Annotated in this window: 16 protein-coding genes; 8 read left to right on the top strand and 8 right to left on the bottom strand. The window is 50.3% G+C overall.

Annotated features, from left to right (window positions below):
- Positions 1-99: 99 nt before the first annotated feature.
- The 3 genes from rarD to K0504_RS02855 all read left to right on the top strand — a co-directional run bounded on the left by rarD (position 100) and on the right by K0504_RS02855 (position 3,306).
- Positions 100-984 (top strand): EamA family transporter RarD, encoded by an 885-nt coding sequence (gene rarD / locus K0504_RS02865; RefSeq protein ID WP_220102642.1) that lies wholly within the window; start codon positions 100-102, stop codon positions 982-984.
- Positions 985-1,000: 16 nt separating this feature from the next.
- A complete protein-coding gene (locus K0504_RS02860; protein ID WP_220102641.1) occupies positions 1,001-1,432 on the top strand; it encodes a DUF805 domain-containing protein in 432 nt (143 codons plus the stop codon).
- Between the two features lie 200 nt (positions 1,433-1,632).
- Entirely contained in the window at positions 1,633-3,306 is a 1,674-nt protein-coding gene (locus K0504_RS02855; RefSeq protein ID WP_220102640.1) for a methyl-accepting chemotaxis protein, read from the top strand.
- Positions 3,307-3,308: 2 nt separating this feature from the next.
- Here K0504_RS02855 and uvrD read toward each other — a convergent pair whose 3' ends face one another.
- The 7 genes from uvrD to lptM all read right to left on the bottom strand — a co-directional run bounded on the left by uvrD (position 3,309) and on the right by lptM (position 10,234).
- A complete protein-coding gene (gene uvrD / locus K0504_RS02850; RefSeq protein ID WP_220102639.1) occupies positions 3,309-5,474 on the bottom strand; it encodes a DNA helicase II in 2,166 nt (721 codons plus the stop codon).
- A 91-nt stretch (positions 5,475-5,565) separates the two neighbouring features.
- Positions 5,566-6,291, bottom strand: coding sequence for an HAD-IA family hydrolase (locus K0504_RS02845; RefSeq protein WP_220102638.1), 726 nt, complete (start codon positions 6,289-6,291; stop codon positions 5,566-5,568).
- Positions 6,291-7,214 (bottom strand): tyrosine recombinase XerC, encoded by a 924-nt coding sequence (gene xerC, locus K0504_RS02840; RefSeq protein WP_220102637.1) that lies wholly within the window; start codon positions 7,212-7,214, stop codon positions 6,291-6,293. Before xerC ends, K0504_RS02845 begins: the two co-directional genes overlap by 1 nt.
- Positions 7,207-7,911, bottom strand: coding sequence for a DUF484 family protein (locus tag K0504_RS02835; protein ID WP_220102636.1), 705 nt, complete (start codon positions 7,909-7,911; stop codon positions 7,207-7,209). Before K0504_RS02835 ends, xerC begins: the two co-directional genes overlap by 8 nt.
- The gene (gene dapF / locus K0504_RS02830; RefSeq protein WP_225917922.1) at positions 7,908-8,738 is read right to left on the bottom strand and encodes a diaminopimelate epimerase; all 831 of its coding nucleotides are present in this window, start codon (positions 8,736-8,738) and stop codon (positions 7,908-7,910) included. Before dapF ends, K0504_RS02835 begins: the two co-directional genes overlap by 4 nt.
- Before the next feature lie 36 nt (positions 8,739-8,774).
- On the bottom strand, positions 8,775-10,028 hold the full coding sequence (gene lysA / locus K0504_RS02825; RefSeq protein WP_220102635.1) for a diaminopimelate decarboxylase: 1,254 nt from the start codon (positions 10,026-10,028) through the stop codon (positions 8,775-8,777).
- Between the two features lie 20 nt (positions 10,029-10,048).
- The gene (lptM, locus tag K0504_RS02820; protein WP_220102634.1) at positions 10,049-10,234 is read right to left on the bottom strand and encodes an LPS translocon maturation chaperone LptM; all 186 of its coding nucleotides are present in this window, start codon (positions 10,232-10,234) and stop codon (positions 10,049-10,051) included.
- An 86-nt stretch (positions 10,235-10,320) separates the two neighbouring features.
- On the opposite strand from lptM, the gene cyaY reads away from it, so the two are divergent.
- Positions 10,321-10,635 carry an iron donor protein CyaY gene (gene cyaY / locus K0504_RS02815; RefSeq protein ID WP_220102633.1) on the top strand — a complete coding sequence of 105 codons (315 nt, stop codon included), beginning with the start codon at positions 10,321-10,323 and terminating at the stop codon, positions 10,633-10,635.
- Between the two features lie 16 nt (positions 10,636-10,651).
- Here the strand turns inward: cyaY and K0504_RS02810 are convergent, their stop codons facing one another.
- A complete protein-coding gene (locus K0504_RS02810; protein ID WP_220102632.1) occupies positions 10,652-13,156 on the bottom strand; it encodes a class I adenylate cyclase in 2,505 nt (834 codons plus the stop codon).
- Between the two features lie 191 nt (positions 13,157-13,347).
- Here K0504_RS02810 and hemC point away from each other — a divergent pair, with 191 nt between their 5' ends.
- The 4 genes from hemC to K0504_RS02790 are packed head-to-tail and all read left to right on the top strand — an operon-like array spanning position 13,348 to position 17,612.
- A complete protein-coding gene (gene hemC, locus K0504_RS02805; protein ID WP_220102631.1) occupies positions 13,348-14,268 on the top strand; it encodes a hydroxymethylbilane synthase in 921 nt (306 codons plus the stop codon).
- Positions 14,269-14,275: 7 nt separating this feature from the next.
- Entirely contained in the window at positions 14,276-15,034 is a 759-nt protein-coding gene (locus tag K0504_RS02800) for a uroporphyrinogen-III synthase (RefSeq protein ID WP_220102630.1), read from the top strand.
- Positions 15,031-16,446: a uroporphyrinogen-III C-methyltransferase gene (locus K0504_RS02795; protein WP_220102629.1), complete on the top strand. Its 1,416-nt coding sequence runs from the start codon at positions 15,031-15,033 to the stop codon at positions 16,444-16,446. The genes K0504_RS02800 and K0504_RS02795 overlap by 4 nt, the downstream gene beginning before the upstream one ends.
- Positions 16,443-17,612, top strand: a complete 1,170-nt coding sequence (locus tag K0504_RS02790; protein WP_220102628.1) for a heme biosynthesis HemY N-terminal domain-containing protein — start codon at positions 16,443-16,445, stop codon at positions 17,610-17,612. The genes K0504_RS02795 and K0504_RS02790 overlap by 4 nt, the downstream gene beginning before the upstream one ends.
- Positions 17,613-17,615: the final 3 nt, after the last annotated feature.

Below are 17,615 nucleotides of genomic sequence, written 5' to 3'. Positions count from 1 at the left end.
CGTAATCATCAACGGCTGCAGATTCCTTTGCTATCCGCTATTGCCGCACGGTAAACTCGCGCCGCCATCTTAAAATCCATATCAGCGGAAACCAATCGCGTGAACTCTAGCAACCGTCAAGGTGCAATTTTTGCCGTACTTGCCTACACCATGTGGGGCATTGCGCCTATTTACTTCAAATTGCTTCAGCAGATCCCTGCGATGGAGATGGTCGCTCATCGGGTCGTTTGGTCGTTTGTACTATTAGCAGGCTTGTTAACCTTGCGTGTTGGCTGGCAAGCTATTTCTAGTCTGTTGCGAGAACCCCAAAAGCTAGCCTGGCTAACGTTAAGTTCTGCGCTCATTGGGCTCAACTGGCTTATATTCATTTGGGCGGTGAATAACAACCGCATGCTAGATGCGTCGTTAGGTTACTACATCAATCCAATTGTAAATGTCGCGCTGGGCATGGTGTTTTTACAAGAGCGCTTGGCTCGATTGCAGTGGGTAGCCATTGCACTGGCAACTGTTGGCGTCACGATCCAGATCGTCAACTTCGGCTCGGTACCTTGGATTGCGCTTGCACTGGCCGTAAGTTTTGCCTTTTATGGCTTATTGCGTAAACGCGTGCGTATTGATGGTGTGTCCGGTTTGTGGGTAGAAACCGCGCTGATCTTACCGGTGGCGTTGTGGTACTTGTTTGCCATTAGCCCTGACAACATCATCATGAGTGAACACTCACTTACTATTCAGGTTTCGTTAATTGCTGCGGGTTTAATTACCACGGCGCCATTATTGTGCTTTATTGCCGCAGCGAAGCGATTGCCGCTTTCGCAGCTGGGCTTTTTTCAATACATAGGGCCAAGTTTAATGTTTATACTGGCAACCCTGTTTTATGACGAAGCCGTGACCTCCGATAAACTCATTACATTTGGTTTTATTTGGGCAGCATTGGCAGTCTTTAGTTGGCATGGGTTGCGCAGTTCACGCCAACCACAGCAGTAATTTGAGTTGAGACACTATGAACTACGTTAATTGGCTTTTGTTTTCATTTCGCGGGCGCATCAACCGAAAAACTTTCTGGCTATTTCAAATCGCCATGCTGGTCGTGGTAACGCTCTTGCTTATGGCGCTCGGAGGTGAAACGTTAGATCAATTAGCCGACAACCCAAATAGCGAAGAAGCCTTTAATGCGCTGATGGCGCTCGCTTGGAAAATCAACATCGTATTGCTTTGGCCCAAGTTAGCGATTGATATCAAGCGTTTTCAAGATCGAAATCGCTCTTGGTACTGGGTGCTGATCCAGCTAATTCCGATGATTGGCCCAATTTGGTATCTGGTAGAAGCCGGTTTCTTACCCGGCACTCGCGGGCCAAATCGCTTCGGCCCAAGCGATCCTAACCAACCGAATCAAGACTCAAATAATAACGATAGCGGCCATTTCGAGGCCTAATCTTCGCTATTTCTGCAATCGACCTGTTGCAATACACACCATGCAACAGGTCCGATCATTGAATAAATCGATTTCATTGACCACAACTTTGCTTGCCATCAAGTTGTTGAACATTAGTCACTAATTTCCTGCTAATTATTAAAGTCTGTCGGCTAGACTGTCGCTAACAATGTTGCATGTCTGTAAACAAGAGGCCGTCTATGTCTGTTCGATTTAAATTGATTTTACTGGCGAGTATTCCGGCGTTGTTCATGTTCATCATTGCAACGGTGCTTACCATTTCTGACTTAGAGTCCGTGGCTGAAGACAATCTTGCCACGACCCACAGCACCCTAGAAGACTCGGAAAAACTGAAGCTCAAATCATTAGTCGAAGCCAGTGTTAATGGCCTCAGTGATATTCTTAATAATCCGCAATTGAGCCAAGCCCAGAAGCAAGAGCTAGCCTATCAACGCTTGTCGCAAATTAAATTTGGTGCCGACGGCTATATCTTCGGCTATACCCCGAGTGGTGAACGTGTGTTGCTTGGCAGCAGCACCAAGGGCATGAACCAAAATTATTTTCAGTTAACAGACGCCAACGGCGTTGCCTTCATCCAAGACATCATTAATAAGTCCAAACAGGGTGGCGGCTACACCCATTACAGCTTTCCCAAACCTGGCAAGGATATCGCGGAGCCCAAACTGAGTTACTCCCAGTACGTGCCCAGTTTAGATTGGACTGTAGGTGTTGGAGTTTACATCGATCACATTGACAAAAAAGTTGCCGAAGCTCGTGAACGCGCCGATCAATCCGTCATGTCAGCAATCTGGTGGTTTGTAGGCTTGGCCGTTGTGCTGTTAGTGGTCATATTGTCCGGCGCTTCAATATTCGCCAATAAAATGATGGCGCGGATCACCAGCGTACAACATAGCCTGCACGAAATAGCCCAAGGTGATGGTGATTTAACACAGCGACTCGAGGTCGCCAATAGTGACGAAATTAGTCAGCTGTCAGTCGCCTTTAATGAGTTTGTGGATAAAATCCACCAAACCGTCACCTCCATCTTCGACGTTGTTGCACAACTTGCCGACACCAGCCAGCAAATGGCGTCATCGGCGTCGGGCACGCACAATTCAGTTCAAACACAACGTACCGAAACCGAAATGGTTGCCACTTCAATGAACGAAATGAGTGCTTCATCTGTTGAAGTCGCTCGTAGCGCTGAAGAGGCCGCTCAAGCAGCCAATAAGGCAAGCGGTGACGGGGCTCAAGCGCGCCACGTGGTCACCGAAACATCCACCACCATTGACCGCCTTGCCGGCGAGATAGATAGCAGTGCCAACGCACTGGAGTCGCTGGGTAATGACGTCAATGCCATCGTCTCGATTTTGGATGTGATTCGCGGTATTGCCGAACAGACTAACTTGCTGGCACTTAATGCGGCGATTGAAGCGGCACGAGCAGGCGAACAAGGGCGCGGGTTTGCCGTTGTAGCTGACGAAGTGCGTTCATTGGCCGGCCGCACGCAAGAAAGCACCGAAGAAATTCAATCGATGATCGAGCGTTTGCAGCAAGGCTCAACCGATGCCATTGCCGCCATGACACAAAGTCGTGATAGCGGTCAGCAAGCGGTGGAAAATGCGACCCAAGCGCAAGCGTCGTTAGATGAAGTCGCCCACGCCATTGATCTCATTAGCGCCATGAATGAACAAATCGCCAGCGCGGCAGAAGAACAAACGAGCGTCAGTGATTCAATTAATCAAAGCATTACGCGAATTTCAGACTCAGCCGGTGAGACGGAAAGTTACGCCTCAACCACAACTCAAATGAGCAATAACCTAGCCCAGCTCAGCGAACGCTTAGGGCAGTTGCTGGGCCAATTTAAGGTTTAGGCCTACAAGCCGGTTAAACGCGCGTAGGCGATCACCAGCCATTTACTGCCAACATCATCGAAGTGCACTTGAATGCGGGTCTGCGGCCCGCTGCCTTCGTAATTGGTAACGGTGCCGTCGCCAAACTTTGGATGGCTGACCCGCTGGCCCAAATAGAATCCTGCATCATCAAAGCGCTCGGTTTCCTGATGGAATCGGTTCTGCACCGTCGGCTGGCTCACCTGAGTTGTCAATTTCACCTGAGCAACTAAGTTAGCCGGAATTTCCCGTAGGAAACGAGACGGTCGGTTAAAGCTTTCCTTACCATACAAGCGGCGACTTTCAGCATGGCTGATCACCAACTTTTGCATGGCTCGAGTCATGCCCACGTAGCACAGGCGCCGTTCTTCTTCGAGCCGCTCCATGTCTTCGCCCGACTGCATACTCGGGAACATGCCTTCTTCCACACCAACCAAAAACACCAGCGGGAACTCCAGACCTTTTGCTGCGTGCAACGTCATCAGCTGCACTGCATCATCAAACTCATCGGCTTGCCCTTCGCCAGCTTCGAGTGCTGCATGGCTAAGAAAGGCATCCAGTTCGGTCATCTCTTGCTCGTCTTCATCTGGCACAAACGCTTTAGCCGCGGACACCAGCTCCTCTAAGTTTTCAACTCGGGCTTGTCCTTTTTCGCCTTTTTCCGCTTGATACATCGCCAGTAAACCCGAGTGGCGCATGGCAATATCGGCCTTTTCATGAAGTGGTTTATCGGCAATTTGTTGGTCGAGGAATTCGATGAGATCAACAAAGCGAGCAGCCGATGTTGCCGCACGCCCTTTGAGGGTTTTCTCCGTCAGCATCATCGTCACGGATTGCCACATGGAGCAGCCTTGTTCGCGCGCGTTGAGACGAATTTTTTCCAACGACGTATCACCAATACCGCGTGCAGGTGTATTCACCACCCGCTCGAAAGCAGCATCATCGCGACGATTACTGATTAACCGTAAATAGCCCATGGCATCTTTGATTTCCAGACGTTCAAAGAACCGCACTCCGCCATAGATTCGATACTTCACATGGGCTTGGCCGAGTGCCGATTCAAGTACGCGAGATTGGGCATTGGAGCGATATAAAATAGCGCAGTCAGTTAGCGCATTGCCTTGTTGTTGCCATTGTTGAATTTGCCCCACCACATAACGGGCTTCATCCAGCTCGTTATAGGCTTCATAAATTGAAATGGGTTCACCATCTTCGCCATCAGTCCAAAGCTCTTTGCCGAGGCGGTCGGAATTGTTAGCAATGACCGAGTTAGCGGCTTTCAAAATGGTACTGGTTGAGCGGTAGTTTTGCTCCAGCCTCACCATACTGGCGCGGGGAAATTCATCGAGGAATTTTTGAATGTTCTCAACACGGGCTCCACGCCAGCCGTAAATGGACTGATCATCATCGCCAACAATCATGACGTGGTTGCTATCGCCAGCGAGCAGACGGATCCAAGCGTATTGGATTCGGTTGGTATCCTGAAATTCGTCGACCAAGATATGACGGAATCGATCGCGATAATGACGCAACAAAGCGGGGTTCTTCAATAATAATTCGTGGGCACGCAGCAGCAATTCAGCAAAATCCACCAAACCAGCACGATCACAAGCCTGTTGGTAGGCTTCGTACACTTGCAACCAGGTTTTGGTCATGGGATCGCCATGGGCGTCAATGTGGGCGGGGCGCAGCCCTTCATCTTTGTTGCCGTTAATAAACCAACTCGCTTGCTTGGCCGGCCATTTTTTTTCGTCTAGCCCCAACGCCTTGATGAGTCGACGCAACAGCCGCAGTTGATCATCACTATCTAAAATTTGAAAGGTTTGCGGTAAACCTGCGTCTTGATAGTGAGTGCGCAGTAAACGGTGTGCTAACGAGTGAAACGTACCAATCCACATGCCATTCAGTTGGCCACGCAGCAAGCTTTCGGTACGGCCGCGCATTTCTGCAGCCGCTTTATTGGTAAAGGTAACAGCGAGAATGGCGAACGGAGAAATTTGCTCAACCCGCATCAGCCAAGCAATGCGATGGACTAATACACGGGTTTTGCCTGACCCGGCTCCGGCTAATACCAGTTGGCTGCAAGCAGGCGCGCCAACCGCCTCACGCTGTGCATCATTTAAGCCATCAAGTAGTTCACTGACATCCACGCGCCGGTACCTCTGCTATAAATTAAAGCGGCAGTATAACGGGTTTTAGTGGATGAATATACAGTGTTTGTGTGCCGCCAGACGGAGGCTTCTACGACAGCAAGCAACTCACAAGCGTCTGCAACTGGCGGTATTGGAAATGCGGCAAAGCAAGCGCGCGCTGAGCCGGCTTTAATGTCACTTCCTCAGGGTTAAACCAGCCAGCTTGCCAACCAGCACCAATCGCTCCGGCCACATCTGAGACGATGTGATCGCCAAGGTGTAGCCCTTGCTGCGGTTTTATCGCCAACTTTTGCTCTGCTAGGCGGAATAAATCAGCGTGCGGCTTAGCGCGATACTGGCCAGCTTGAGGATATAAAATCAGCTCAAATATATTGTCTAAGCCAATCAAGTGAGGCTGCGCATTGCCATTTGTAATGGCGATCACGCGATAGCGACTGGTCAATTGTTTCAGCAACGTCACGATATTGTCCGCTACCTGAAACTGATTACGATGATGCAAGAACAACTCAAAACCTTGCTCAGCTAAGCGCTTAGTGGTGGCAGCTCCAAACCCGCGAGCCGCAAATGCTTGGTGTAATGCCTTGCGCCGCAACGCCGTCATGTCGTCGCCAAGGCTGGTATGCTGGCGAGCCACTTGCCAGCGTTGCGCCGACCAATCGCTCACGCTCATGGCAGCAAAATCATCGTGATGCTGACTCATCCAAGCTTGTAGTTCAGACTCAGCACGAATCATGTTGGGGGCGTTATCGTAAAGAGTGTCGTCTAAATCAAAGCTAATGACTTGCGGCTGCAGCCAGCGTCTGTATACCCGCATTATCCATTTCCCTTGTCGTCTTTGTGTTGCCGCTTAGCGCGCGGATGCGCCTGATCGTAAACCTCGGCCAAGTGCTGAAAATCGAGATGGGTATAAACCTGTGTCGTGGTCAAGTTAGCGTGCCCCAAAAGCTCTTGCACTGCCCTTAAATCACCACTGCTTTCTAACATATGGGTGGCAAATGAATGGCGCAATTTGTGAGGATGTACGTTGGCATTCAAGCCATATTTAACGCCCGCCTGCGACAGCCGCTGCTGCACGCTGCGCTGGCTAATTCTCCGGCCACGTTGGCTAATAAAAATAGCCTGCTCATCGTCACTGGCCCAAGCACTACGCAGCGGTAACCAACGTTCAATCGCCGCCACCGCGGCTTGTCCTAATGGTACTAACCGGCTCTTATTGCCTTTCCCCGTAACCTGCGCAACAGCGCTATGTTGGTCAATATCGGTCAGGTTGAGGGCGATTAATTCCGATAATCGTAAACCGCCGCCATAGAGCACTTCCATCATGGCTTGATCGCGAATCACCAAGGGGTCGTCTGAGTCGAGTTGCAGCAATTGGTTAATTTGGTCGACGTCGAAATTTTTCGGCAGGGGCTTGTTGAGCTTCGGTGTTGTAACACCTTCGGTTGGGTCAACCGCCAGCCATTTTTGCTTTACGAAATAATGGAACGCACTGCGTAAGGTCGACATTTGTTGCGCCAAGGTGCGAGGCTTTTTACCCTGACGATGCTGTGCGCCAAGCCACTGCTCAACATAGCGATTGTCGATATCGGTCAAGGTAAGCAATTGGTTTTCGGCGGCCCACTGACAAAATTTACTTAGCGTGCGGCGGTAACTGTCGAGTGTGCGCGGGCTGTAACGACGCTCCACTTGCAAGTAGTGAAGGAAGTCGTCACAACAATGGCGCAGCGACTCAGCCATTGCGTCGCTCGCGCAATTGCTTGAGCACAGCACTGAGCAAGGTTCGTAATTGGTCGAGCAGCAAAACGTCTAAATTAGGATTAAAGTGGTCCACATCAGCACTACCAAACGCCAACAAAATAGAGCCTTCTTCTAAGGTCATTAACGCAGCGGATTCAACATGCTGATCATCAAACAACAGGGCTTTATCGGCATCGTTGAGGCGACCAAAGTAATATGCGCCGTTTTGTAAGCGGCGGCGCTGCAGCTGTTGCAGCGCTTCGTTATCGACCGGCTTGCGGCGTGGTACCCAATCTTGCTGATCGGCCAATGGCCACATGGTTATGGCACTGAGATTGAGTAATTCCGATAGCACTTGCTGAATCTGCTGATGAATATCATTAATGGATTGGCAAGGCAGTAGCGCGACATAAAGCTGGCAGAAGCTTTGGTAAATGGATTCGTTGTGCTTAGCAACGGTCATCAACGCGGTAATTTCTTCGCGCAGCTGACCATTTTGTTCGCGCAATTTATCAAGCTGGCGATCAACCAGAGAAATGCTGCCTCGTTGGGCGTGAGGTAACCGAACATCGGCCAGCAAATCGCTTTGGCGTTCAAAAAAGGCAGGGTGCGCTTCTAGGTAAGCACGCACCTGAGCATCATCCAATCCAGCATTTGTTTCACACGTCATGGCTTCTTGGCTCGCGTCATTGCTCATAAATTAATGATTCCATCGTATACGTGTTTGGCGGGGCCGGTCATTCGAACCGGGTGTGAATCGCTGTCACAGCGGATCTGTAACGTCCCGCCCGGTAAATCGACTTTGACTCGATTATCAAGCAAACCAAACTTCTGCCCGACGACCACCGCAGCGCATGCGCCGGTGCCACAGGCGAGCGTTTCGCCAACGCCCCGCTCATAAACACGCAAGCGAATATGCCCACGATTCATGATCTGCATAAAGCCCGCATTGACCCCTTGTGGAAATCGCACATGACCTTCAATCGCAGGGCCAAGGGTTTCGAGATCAAGCTTCTTCACGTTATCAACCACAGTGACACAGTGCGGGTTGCCCATGGAGACGGTTCCGACCTCAAACTGTTCGCCATTAACGTCCAAGTGGTAGCGTTCGGCTAATTCAGAGGCGTCAAACGGTACTTCCGCAGGTTGCCAAATGGGCGCGCCCATGTTGACCGACACGTTTCCATCGCGCTCAACTTGCAACAGAATATTACCTTTGGCGGTACTAACACCGATGCGATGTTTGTGGGTCAGGCCTTTGATGCGAACAAAGCGGGCAAAGCAGCGTGCGCCATTGCCACACTGCTCAACTTCCGAGCCATCGGCATTAAAGATGCGGTAGTGAAAATCCATTTCTGGATCGTAGGGCGGCTCAACAATCAGCAACTGATCGAAGCCAACACCAAAATTACGATCGGCCAAACGGCGAATTTGATCGGGGGACAAGTACTGGTTCTGAGTAACGGCATCAACAACCATGAAGTCGTTACCCAGACCGTGCATTTTTGAAAACTCTAACGGCATGAAAGCGGAGGTTCTAATTCAAGCAATCCTGCTAGTTTACGGCAGCACCACCTCTCCTTTCCATAGCTCAGCGAATGTTTCGCGTCGACGGATCTCAATTGTTTCATCATCATCGACCAAAATTTCGGCAGGGCGGGGTCTGGAGTTGTAATTTGATGACATACAAAAACCGTAGGCACCGGCTGATCGCACCGCTAGTAAATCGCCTTCGGCAATGGCCAGTTCACGATTTTTGCCGAGGAAATCGCCCGTTTCACAAACCGGACCAACCACATCATAAACAGCCGTTTCGCGTTGCAGGTTGCGGTCTGTAGCCTCAATAGCTTGATAAGCGCTGTACAATGCAGGGCGAATCAAATCATTCATCGCCGCATCCACAATAGCAAAGTGTTTGGCTTCGGTGGGCTTAAGGAATTCAACCTTGGTTAGCAAGATGCCAGCATTGGCTGCAATGGCTCGGCCTGGTTCAAAAATTAATTTTAAATTGGGGCGATCTTGCAAACGTTGACGCAAAGCTGCGGCATATTCACTTGGCAATGGCGGCTCTTCGCCATCATAAGGCACACCTAGGCCACCACCCACATCCAAGTGTTCAATGACTATGCCTTGCTCAGCGAGCTGATCGATCAGCACCAGTAAGCGTTCCAGCGCTTCGATGAACGGCGCAATTTCAGTGAGCTGAGAACCGATGTGGCAATCCACACCAACAATTTTGAGCTGTGGGTAAGCTGCCGCTTGTTGATAAACCGCAGGCGCTTGCTCAATGGCAATGCCGAATTTGTTTTCTTTTAATCCGGTAGAAATATATGGGTGAGTACCAGCGTCAACATCAGGGTTTACACGCACGGAAATACGAGCGACTTTATTCAAGCGTTCGGCAACCTTGGCAATGCGGTGTAGTTCAGGCTCAGACTCAACGTTGAAGCAACCCACACCGGCTTCCAATGCGTACTCGATCTCTTCAACCGTTTTACCAACGCCAGAGAAAACCACTTTGGCAGGCTCTCCGCCGGCTTCCAGCACACGCGCTAATTCGCCACCTGAGACAATATCAAAACCCGAGCCAAGCTTGGCCAGAATACTCAGAATCGCCAGGTTGGAGTTAGCCTTTACTGCATAACAGACTAAGTGCGGGTGATCACCAGCGGCATCATCAAACGCTTTCCAATGGCGCTCTAAAGTGGCTCGCGAATAAACATAACAAGGGGTGCCGTAAGTGTCTGCAATGGCTGATACCGGAACTTGCTCAGCGAAAAGCTGGCCATTTTCCTGAAAATTGAAATGATCCAAAAAACTAACTCCTCGAAAATCTATCGCGCTGGCTGAGAGGGAGCCGACTCCGCATTGGCCGGTTGAGGCTGTTGCGATTCGCTCTGCGGCAACTGCTCTGGCGCCTCTTCAGGCAAATACAGCGGGCCTTTTTGACCGCAACCGACTAACCCTAGTAGTGCCGTTAACAGGGTAAGAACCGCCAATGACTGCGCTTTATTCAGCATCCGTTTCCACTCTCAGTTGTAGAATTTGTTAAATTGGCCTCTATAATCGCACTCAATTCAACAATTGCAACCGTTGCGGCTTTTCTATGAATGACACTGAATTCCATACCCTGATCGACGACCAACTGAACAGCATTGAAGAACAACTTGATGAATGCGATGCCGACATTGATTACGAAGTTGCAGCTGGCATTTTGACCATCGACTTTGCCAATGGCTCGAAGATCATTATTAACCGCCAAGAGCCAGTCCACCAGCTATGGCTAGCCACACGGACCAACGGCTATCACTTTGATTATGTTGATGGGCACTGGTGTGACGACCGAACCGGCCAACGCTTCCTAGAGATTCTGAACAAGGCTTGTTGCGATCAGTCCGGCGAGACCATCGTTATTAACTAGCTCGCCGGTTAGTCCGCTACAGATTTACCGACTGAGAGACCCGACCAGCGGCACCGTAAGGGAGAATGTGTTTGCTGCCGTTGCGTTCGACGATCTCGTAGAACTGTGGCAAGTTGAAATTGATTTTCTGCTCATCGTCATCATCTGGCTGGCGTTGCTTTGATGATGAGTAAAAGCGATTCACGCTCTGCACCAACTCTTCTTTTGAGCCTTTAAAGTGCTCGTATAGTTCCACTTGGTTGGCTTCATCAACCACATAGATATTGAAACCATCAGCATCATGCTCGAAGAAAAACTGCACTAAGCCTTCACTGGCGTGGTTTTCCACAATGGTTGGCGCCACACTTTCGGTGGTTTCGCTCGCGGCACGATCTCGGCCACCCAATTTGTTGTGCGAAATATGGCGATAGAAATCGACCGGGTTTTCTAATTTGTGCTTGTACACCGAACGGCGTTCAAAGAATAACGCGAAGCGCTCGTCGGCGAGAGTGAACATACGGTAATCGGAGCCAGATCCGGTACGATCGAGTCGCATTGTCATGCTATCCAATAGCACTTGCCGTACCTGCTGACCGATGGCTAGTTCACCTTGATGTGAATAACAGAACACATCACTACGCATCGGAATGTTGGCTTGTTTATGCATTTTGGACGTCAGCATCACCATGCAATCGAGAATGGCCTCATTACCACTGAAATGATAACTGTGTATTTCATTCCAACTGCTCAAATAAAGCATGTCGACGCTTTGCACCAAATTCACCATGTCTTGGCCCGCGCTGAATACGTCGAACGATTCATCGGTGTGCGCCATAGGAATTTTGATGTCAGTCGGTAAGCGTGGGTCTGACAAATTGACAAACAACATCAACTGACGAATTTCACTAGGCTTCGACAGTTCTTCTTTGCGTGTTGGCGCAAACTTCACCGGCATGGCCGAGGCTAGATCGCGAACCATACGGCGAACAGAATCAATGCAAATATGGCTGCCGGGGGCATGTAGGTGAATTTCAGTGGAAGGGTTAATAATGCCATTGAAATATGCCCAAGCGATCAGTCGAGACAAGTGGTCAGCATGTTTTTGGTGCTTGGCGCCGATCATGCTGCTGGCGCGCAATGGGGTTTTATACAAATACCAACCTGCGGCAACTGACCGCCCTTCCGGTACTTGCACTAAGGTAATCACCGGCTCATACAGGCTCGGGGCAATGTTCGGATTGATTAACTCAACCTTACTCGTGGTCATCTCGAATGAGGCATATAGCTTGCGCGATAGAACGCCGATATCTTCCGGGTTAATGGCTTCGCTAATTTGGTTACGACGGGCAAATTCAATCAATTTACGGAAGCCAACCATCAGCGCTTCTAGCACTTCTCGGTAAGCGCGTTTAACGTGCTCAACCTTCCAGCTTTCACGTCGGTCAAGCTCGCTCAGCAAATCGGGATCCCAGTTCCAATCCGCCAAAAGTTGGCGCATCGCCACCACTTGCCAGTTAACTTTTTCAACCGGCTGGCTCAATACCATGCAGGTTTTTAAATAAAAGCAGCGGCGCGCTAAATCTAAACGCAGCAAGTCATTCTGACCACGTAAATACTTACTAACGTGGTCCAATACCAAACGATAGCTATCCAGCCCCATGGGGTCACAACAGCCAGACATCCAACGTTGCTTAAACTCATGACACAACAATCGTGTATTCGGGTATTGGTGAGAATAAGACTCGAGCAGCAATGTTTTTAATACCGCTTTAAACGGCGAATCAATGCCTTTGTAGAGTTGCCATAAAGCGGCGCCAAAGTATTCTTCTGCGGGAACTCGAGCAATGCCGCCTAAGTCGACCCATGCTTTGTGTTCGAGCTGTTCGTCTTCAAATAATGCTGCGACATACTCAGAATATTGCTCTTCGCAATCAACTGGCACTAAAAACCACAGCAAATTACAGCCGGCAAGGCGGACGCACGAACGATAAAATTCATCAAGCAGCAACCAGTTTTGGGTGGAGCCACAGTTGTCTTTGGTGATCACCTGTCGATGGCTGCGAATAAATTGCTCGGGATCGACCAAAAAGAAATTGGCCTCAATACCAAGTTGCGCCGACCAATCGGTAATTTTCTGGCACTTTTGCTCCAGCATCATGCGCTGCTGAGCATTGAGCTGTGAATCGTAAATAACCCAAACGTCTAAATCTGAATCGCAGCATTGGCCCAACGAGGCGGTACTGCCCATGCAGAACACACCGAGGATATCGCCGTCTTCAACCAACTCTGGGCGGAAGTGTTCCCATTCTGCCAGTAATTTTCGATCGCTGGCGGGGAGCTGATAATTTTGAATGCCAGCCGGGCAGCTGCCGCCGACATAGCCGGGTAAATCGGGGTGATTAAAGTGCAGTAGCGGGGCAATGAGGTCGAATACTTTCAAGCCGGGCTTGGTCAGCACCAAGCGAGCACGATTCAGGCGCTGTTGATTCAGCGCTTCGAGCTGAGCGACACGTTGCTCGATGTGAATACCATTGGTATCCATTAACACACCACTCCGCAACGCACGGGTAATATGGTTTTGGCGTGATGATCGGTTAGCAACATAGACGGCAAATACTCTAGGTAAAACGGGATCATGCTAGCAACTTAAACCGGTCAGGTAAACTGCCCGAAAACTTGGGTCTAATCGGAGGCAGTGATAGCATGTCATCATCATGTTAAACGGAAATTTATATGTCCCTTATACGCATTGCCACACGCCAGAGTCCACTCGCACTTTGGCAAGCTGAATACGTTAAAGCGCAACTAAAACACTATCACCCTCAGCTGCAAGTTGAACTCGTACCTATGGTCACCAAGGGCGATAAAATCCTTGATACACCACTGGCCAAAATTGGTGGTAAAGGGCTTTTCATTAAAGAGCTAGAAGTGGCAATGCTAGAAGGCCGAGCCGATATCGCCGTCCATTCCATGAAAGATGTGCCAATGGCGCTGCCCGAGCCATTTTGTTTGCCGATCATTTGCCCACGTGAAAATAGCGCCGATGCATTCGTCAGCAACACGTATGACAGCATAGAAGCATTACCAACCGGCGCAACGGTTGGTACCTCAAGTTTGCGTCGCCAAAGCCAACTCAAAGCCATGCGTCCAGATCTGAACATCACTGACTTACGCGGCAACGTTGGTACTCGCCTCGGTAAACTCGATAACGGTGACTACGACGCCATCATCCTCGCCAGCGCCGGCTTGATTCGTTTAGACATGCCACAACGCATTCGCCAGCACTTACCCCACAGCTTGTGTTTACCAGCCGCAGGTCAAGGTGCCGTTGGCATCGAATGCCGGCACGATGACCAAGCAACGCAAGCATTGTTGGCGCCTCTTCATTGCGACAACACAGCGCTTTGCGTGCGCGCGGAACGCGCCATGAACCGTTATTTAGAAGGGGGCTGCCAAGTGCCTATCGCTGGCCAAGCGCAGCGTCACGGTGACCAACTCACTCTGACGGGCTTAGTCGGCAGCATGGACGGGCAAACCATTTTGCGCTGTGTTCTGACCAGCTCAATTGATGATCCAGAAGCACTTGGCGTACAAGTGGCCGAAAAACTCATTGAGCTAGGTGCTCGCCAGCTGCTCGAAAGCTGTAGTCAGTAAGCTCGCAATGGCGCAATCACCATCAACCGTGTTATTGACCCGCCCGTTGGCGGAAAGCCAGCAATTACAACAATTGCTGGCGGTTGAAGGTATTAATGCCGTATGCCAGCCGTTATTTGAAATCGTACCAGGCCACCAACTGCCACAAGTGGCTGACATGGTCGCTAGCGCCGACATCATCATTGCCGTTAGCAAACATGCCGTACAACAAGCCGGCTCGGTGTTCGATCAGCATTGGCCTGAACGTCCAACTTATATCGCGGTAGGCCCTGCCACCCAAGCCCAGTGGCAACAGCAATCGGTTAATCAGGTTGTTGTTCCTAACCGGCATGATAGCGAAGGGCTATTGGAGCTGCCTCAGCTACAACAAGTGGCTGGCCTGCGCGTTGTTATTTTACGTGGCCAAGCCGGGCGAGAGCTGCTCGCACAGCAACTAACACAACGTCACGCACAAGTTAGTTATTGTGAATGCTATCAACGTCGCGTAATTACTTTAAATTCCAGTCAGTTGGTTCCATACTGGCAACAGCAAAACGTGAACTGCTTAGTTGTGACAAGCGCAGAGCAATTGACACAACTAATTGAGCTTTGCCGAGGCGACCATGAGTCATGGCTATACTCAAGCCGATTGCTCACCGTCAGCAAGCGAATCGCGGCACTAGCCAGCAACGCGGGTTTTAATAAGATTTCAGTTAGTGACGGCGCCAGTAACGCCGCACTTAAAGCAACACTCATGCAGGTGTTGAATAAGGCCAAATCATCATGACAGATCGACAGCAACACACGAGCCCAACTACGGATTCAGACAACAAGCCTGATGATGAACACTTCGTTGCTACGGCGCCGACTGAAGACAGTCCGCATGTCGATACTGAGCCAGCAGAAGCGATTCCCGAGTCGCAACCCAAACATACAGCGACCGACAAACCACGCTCTAATGGCGTTGCGGTTACTGCTTTAGTGCTCAGCTTTTTGTCCGTTATTGTGATTGTGCTTGGGTTATTTGCCATCACCATGGTGTGGCCGAAATGGCAACAAAAGCAGCAACAATTCGATGAGTTCGTGCAAGAATTTAGTCACCGTCAAAAAGCATCATTGACCGTTTACGAGCAGCTCACCACCACCAATCAAAACCAACAGTTATCCCTCGAGCAACTGCAAGGTCAGTTAGCCGATAGCATGCTGGCACAACAACGCCTCCAACAGCGGTTGCAACAGCTCGACGGGCAAAAATCAAATGAATGGCTGCTGGCTGAAGTTGATTATTTGATTCGCCTTGCCACGCGTAAGTTGTGGATGGAGCGTGATGTAAACGGCGCCATCGCATTACTCAAAAGTGCCGATCTACGGGTATCGGAATTGCGCGATCCGCAACTACTCTCACTACGCCGCAGCTTATCGGATGACATGGCAACTCTCGGCGCATTACCCAAAGTCGATATCGATGGCATTGCATTGGTCATCGACGGCCTCATTGGCCAGCTAGAGCGTTTGCCTTTAAACGCGCTGGAGATCCCAGAATCCGTCGGCAGTAGCGTTGAAGCCTCGGTATCAACCGATCCAGCTGACTGGCGAGCAAACCTAATGCGCAGCTGGCAACACTTTGTTGATGGCTTTATCGCGGTGAACCGAAGAGCTGATGGTGCCACGCCCCTGCTACCACCGGATCAACGCTGGTATTTGCGCGCCAATATTCGCCTGAGTCTACAACAGGCGCAATTAGCCGCACTGCGCAATCAGCCACAACTCTTTATCAATGCGATTAACCAGAGTGATGATTGGTTAAGAGAATATTTCGACAATAGCGACAGCGCCGTTCAGTACGTGCGGGAAACCTTAGCAGAGCTGGCGATTTCTCCGGTACAAGTACAGCTGCCCAGCGATTTACATAGCCGTAAGATGATCCGGGATTTGCTGAGTACCAGTAATGGGACCACAACAGCAACAACCGAAGACGCCCCCGCGCCAAGTGCGCAACAAGCACAGGATAGTCAGCCGAACACTGCACCGGATGCGGCCGAACAACCTTCAGCGCCAGCGGCCACTGAGCCTGCAGATAACGTAGAGCTGGAATCAGAATCCATCACCGAGCTCGACAACGCTGCACCTGCCGAGCCAGTTATGGAAGTCGAGCCCGAGCCAACCTTGCCTGATGAGCCGGTCGAGGAAGCGTTATGATTCGAGTGATTGTTTTACTTATCGCGGCAGCTGCCGCCATGGTGCTAGGCCCCGTTGCCAGCGGCAATAAAGGCTATGTTTTATTTGCATTAGGGGAAACCACTGTAGAAATGACGGTGGTGAGTTTCGTAATTAGCCTTATTGGGATTTTCGTGGCAATTTTTGCCACCGAATGGGTCGTCAAAAAGATTCTGCGGATCACCAATCGCTCGGTACTCTGGTTGAGTAATCGTAAACAGCGCCACGCCTTACAACAAACCGCCGATGGTTTTGTCGCAGTTGCCGCGCAAGATTGGAAAAGCGCTGAAAAACTATTGGCGAAAAGCGCCGATCACAGTCATAACCCAGAGCTGAATTACTTAGTAGCAGCTGAAGCGGCTAAAAAACTGGGCCATGATAAACGCAGCCAAAAATACTTTGAACAAGTGGGCGATGCTGGCCGCCATTCGCTTGCTATTGCCATGACCAAAGCCCGTCTGGCGGATAACGAACAAAGTCAACGTGAAGCATTGGGTCTGCTACTGCAGTGGTACCGTCATAACCCTCGCAATGCTTCGCTGTTATCGCAGCTCAGCGAGTTATACCAACAACTTGCCATGTGGCCAGAGTGGCTTGAATTATTACCTGATTTACGCAAACACAGCCAGCTTTCCGAAGCGAAGTTGGCGGCTACTGAAGTCACCGCCTATGGCCATTATTTTGAGCAATTGGCAAGTCAAAAGGGTGCCGAGTCAACCTTGCAATATTGGCAAGGCTTGGCCAAATCAATTCAACAAAACCATCAGATTCTAGCTCGTTTAAGTTATGCATTGCGGCGCCATGGTGGCGGCCCTCAAGCAGCCGACTTATTGTACCCACGCTTGTTAAAAGCATCATCGCAACCACTGCTGAATGAATGGCATCTGCTAACTGTGACCGAACCGGAGCAGAAGCTGCAAGAAGTGAAAAAGAAAGCTAAAGGTGAATCGGCCGAACGAGCCAGTTTGGTAGGCCTGACAGCATTACATGCACGTCATTTTGATGAAGCGGTTGATTACTTGAAAAAGGCCCTGCGCGAAAAGCCTTGTCAGCGAGATTACCTAGCGCTGGCCATGGCGCTTGAGCAAGCAGGTCAAGTTGGCGGCGCTTTGGAAGCCTATCGTCAGGCAATCAGCGCCGCGAATTAATCT

The sequence above is a fragment of the Neiella holothuriorum genome (genome assembly GCF_019457915.1).
GTDB lineage: Bacteria > Pseudomonadota > Gammaproteobacteria > Enterobacterales > Neiellaceae > Neiella > Neiella holothuriorum.
This window is presented reverse-complemented; position numbering and strand designations above follow the sequence as displayed.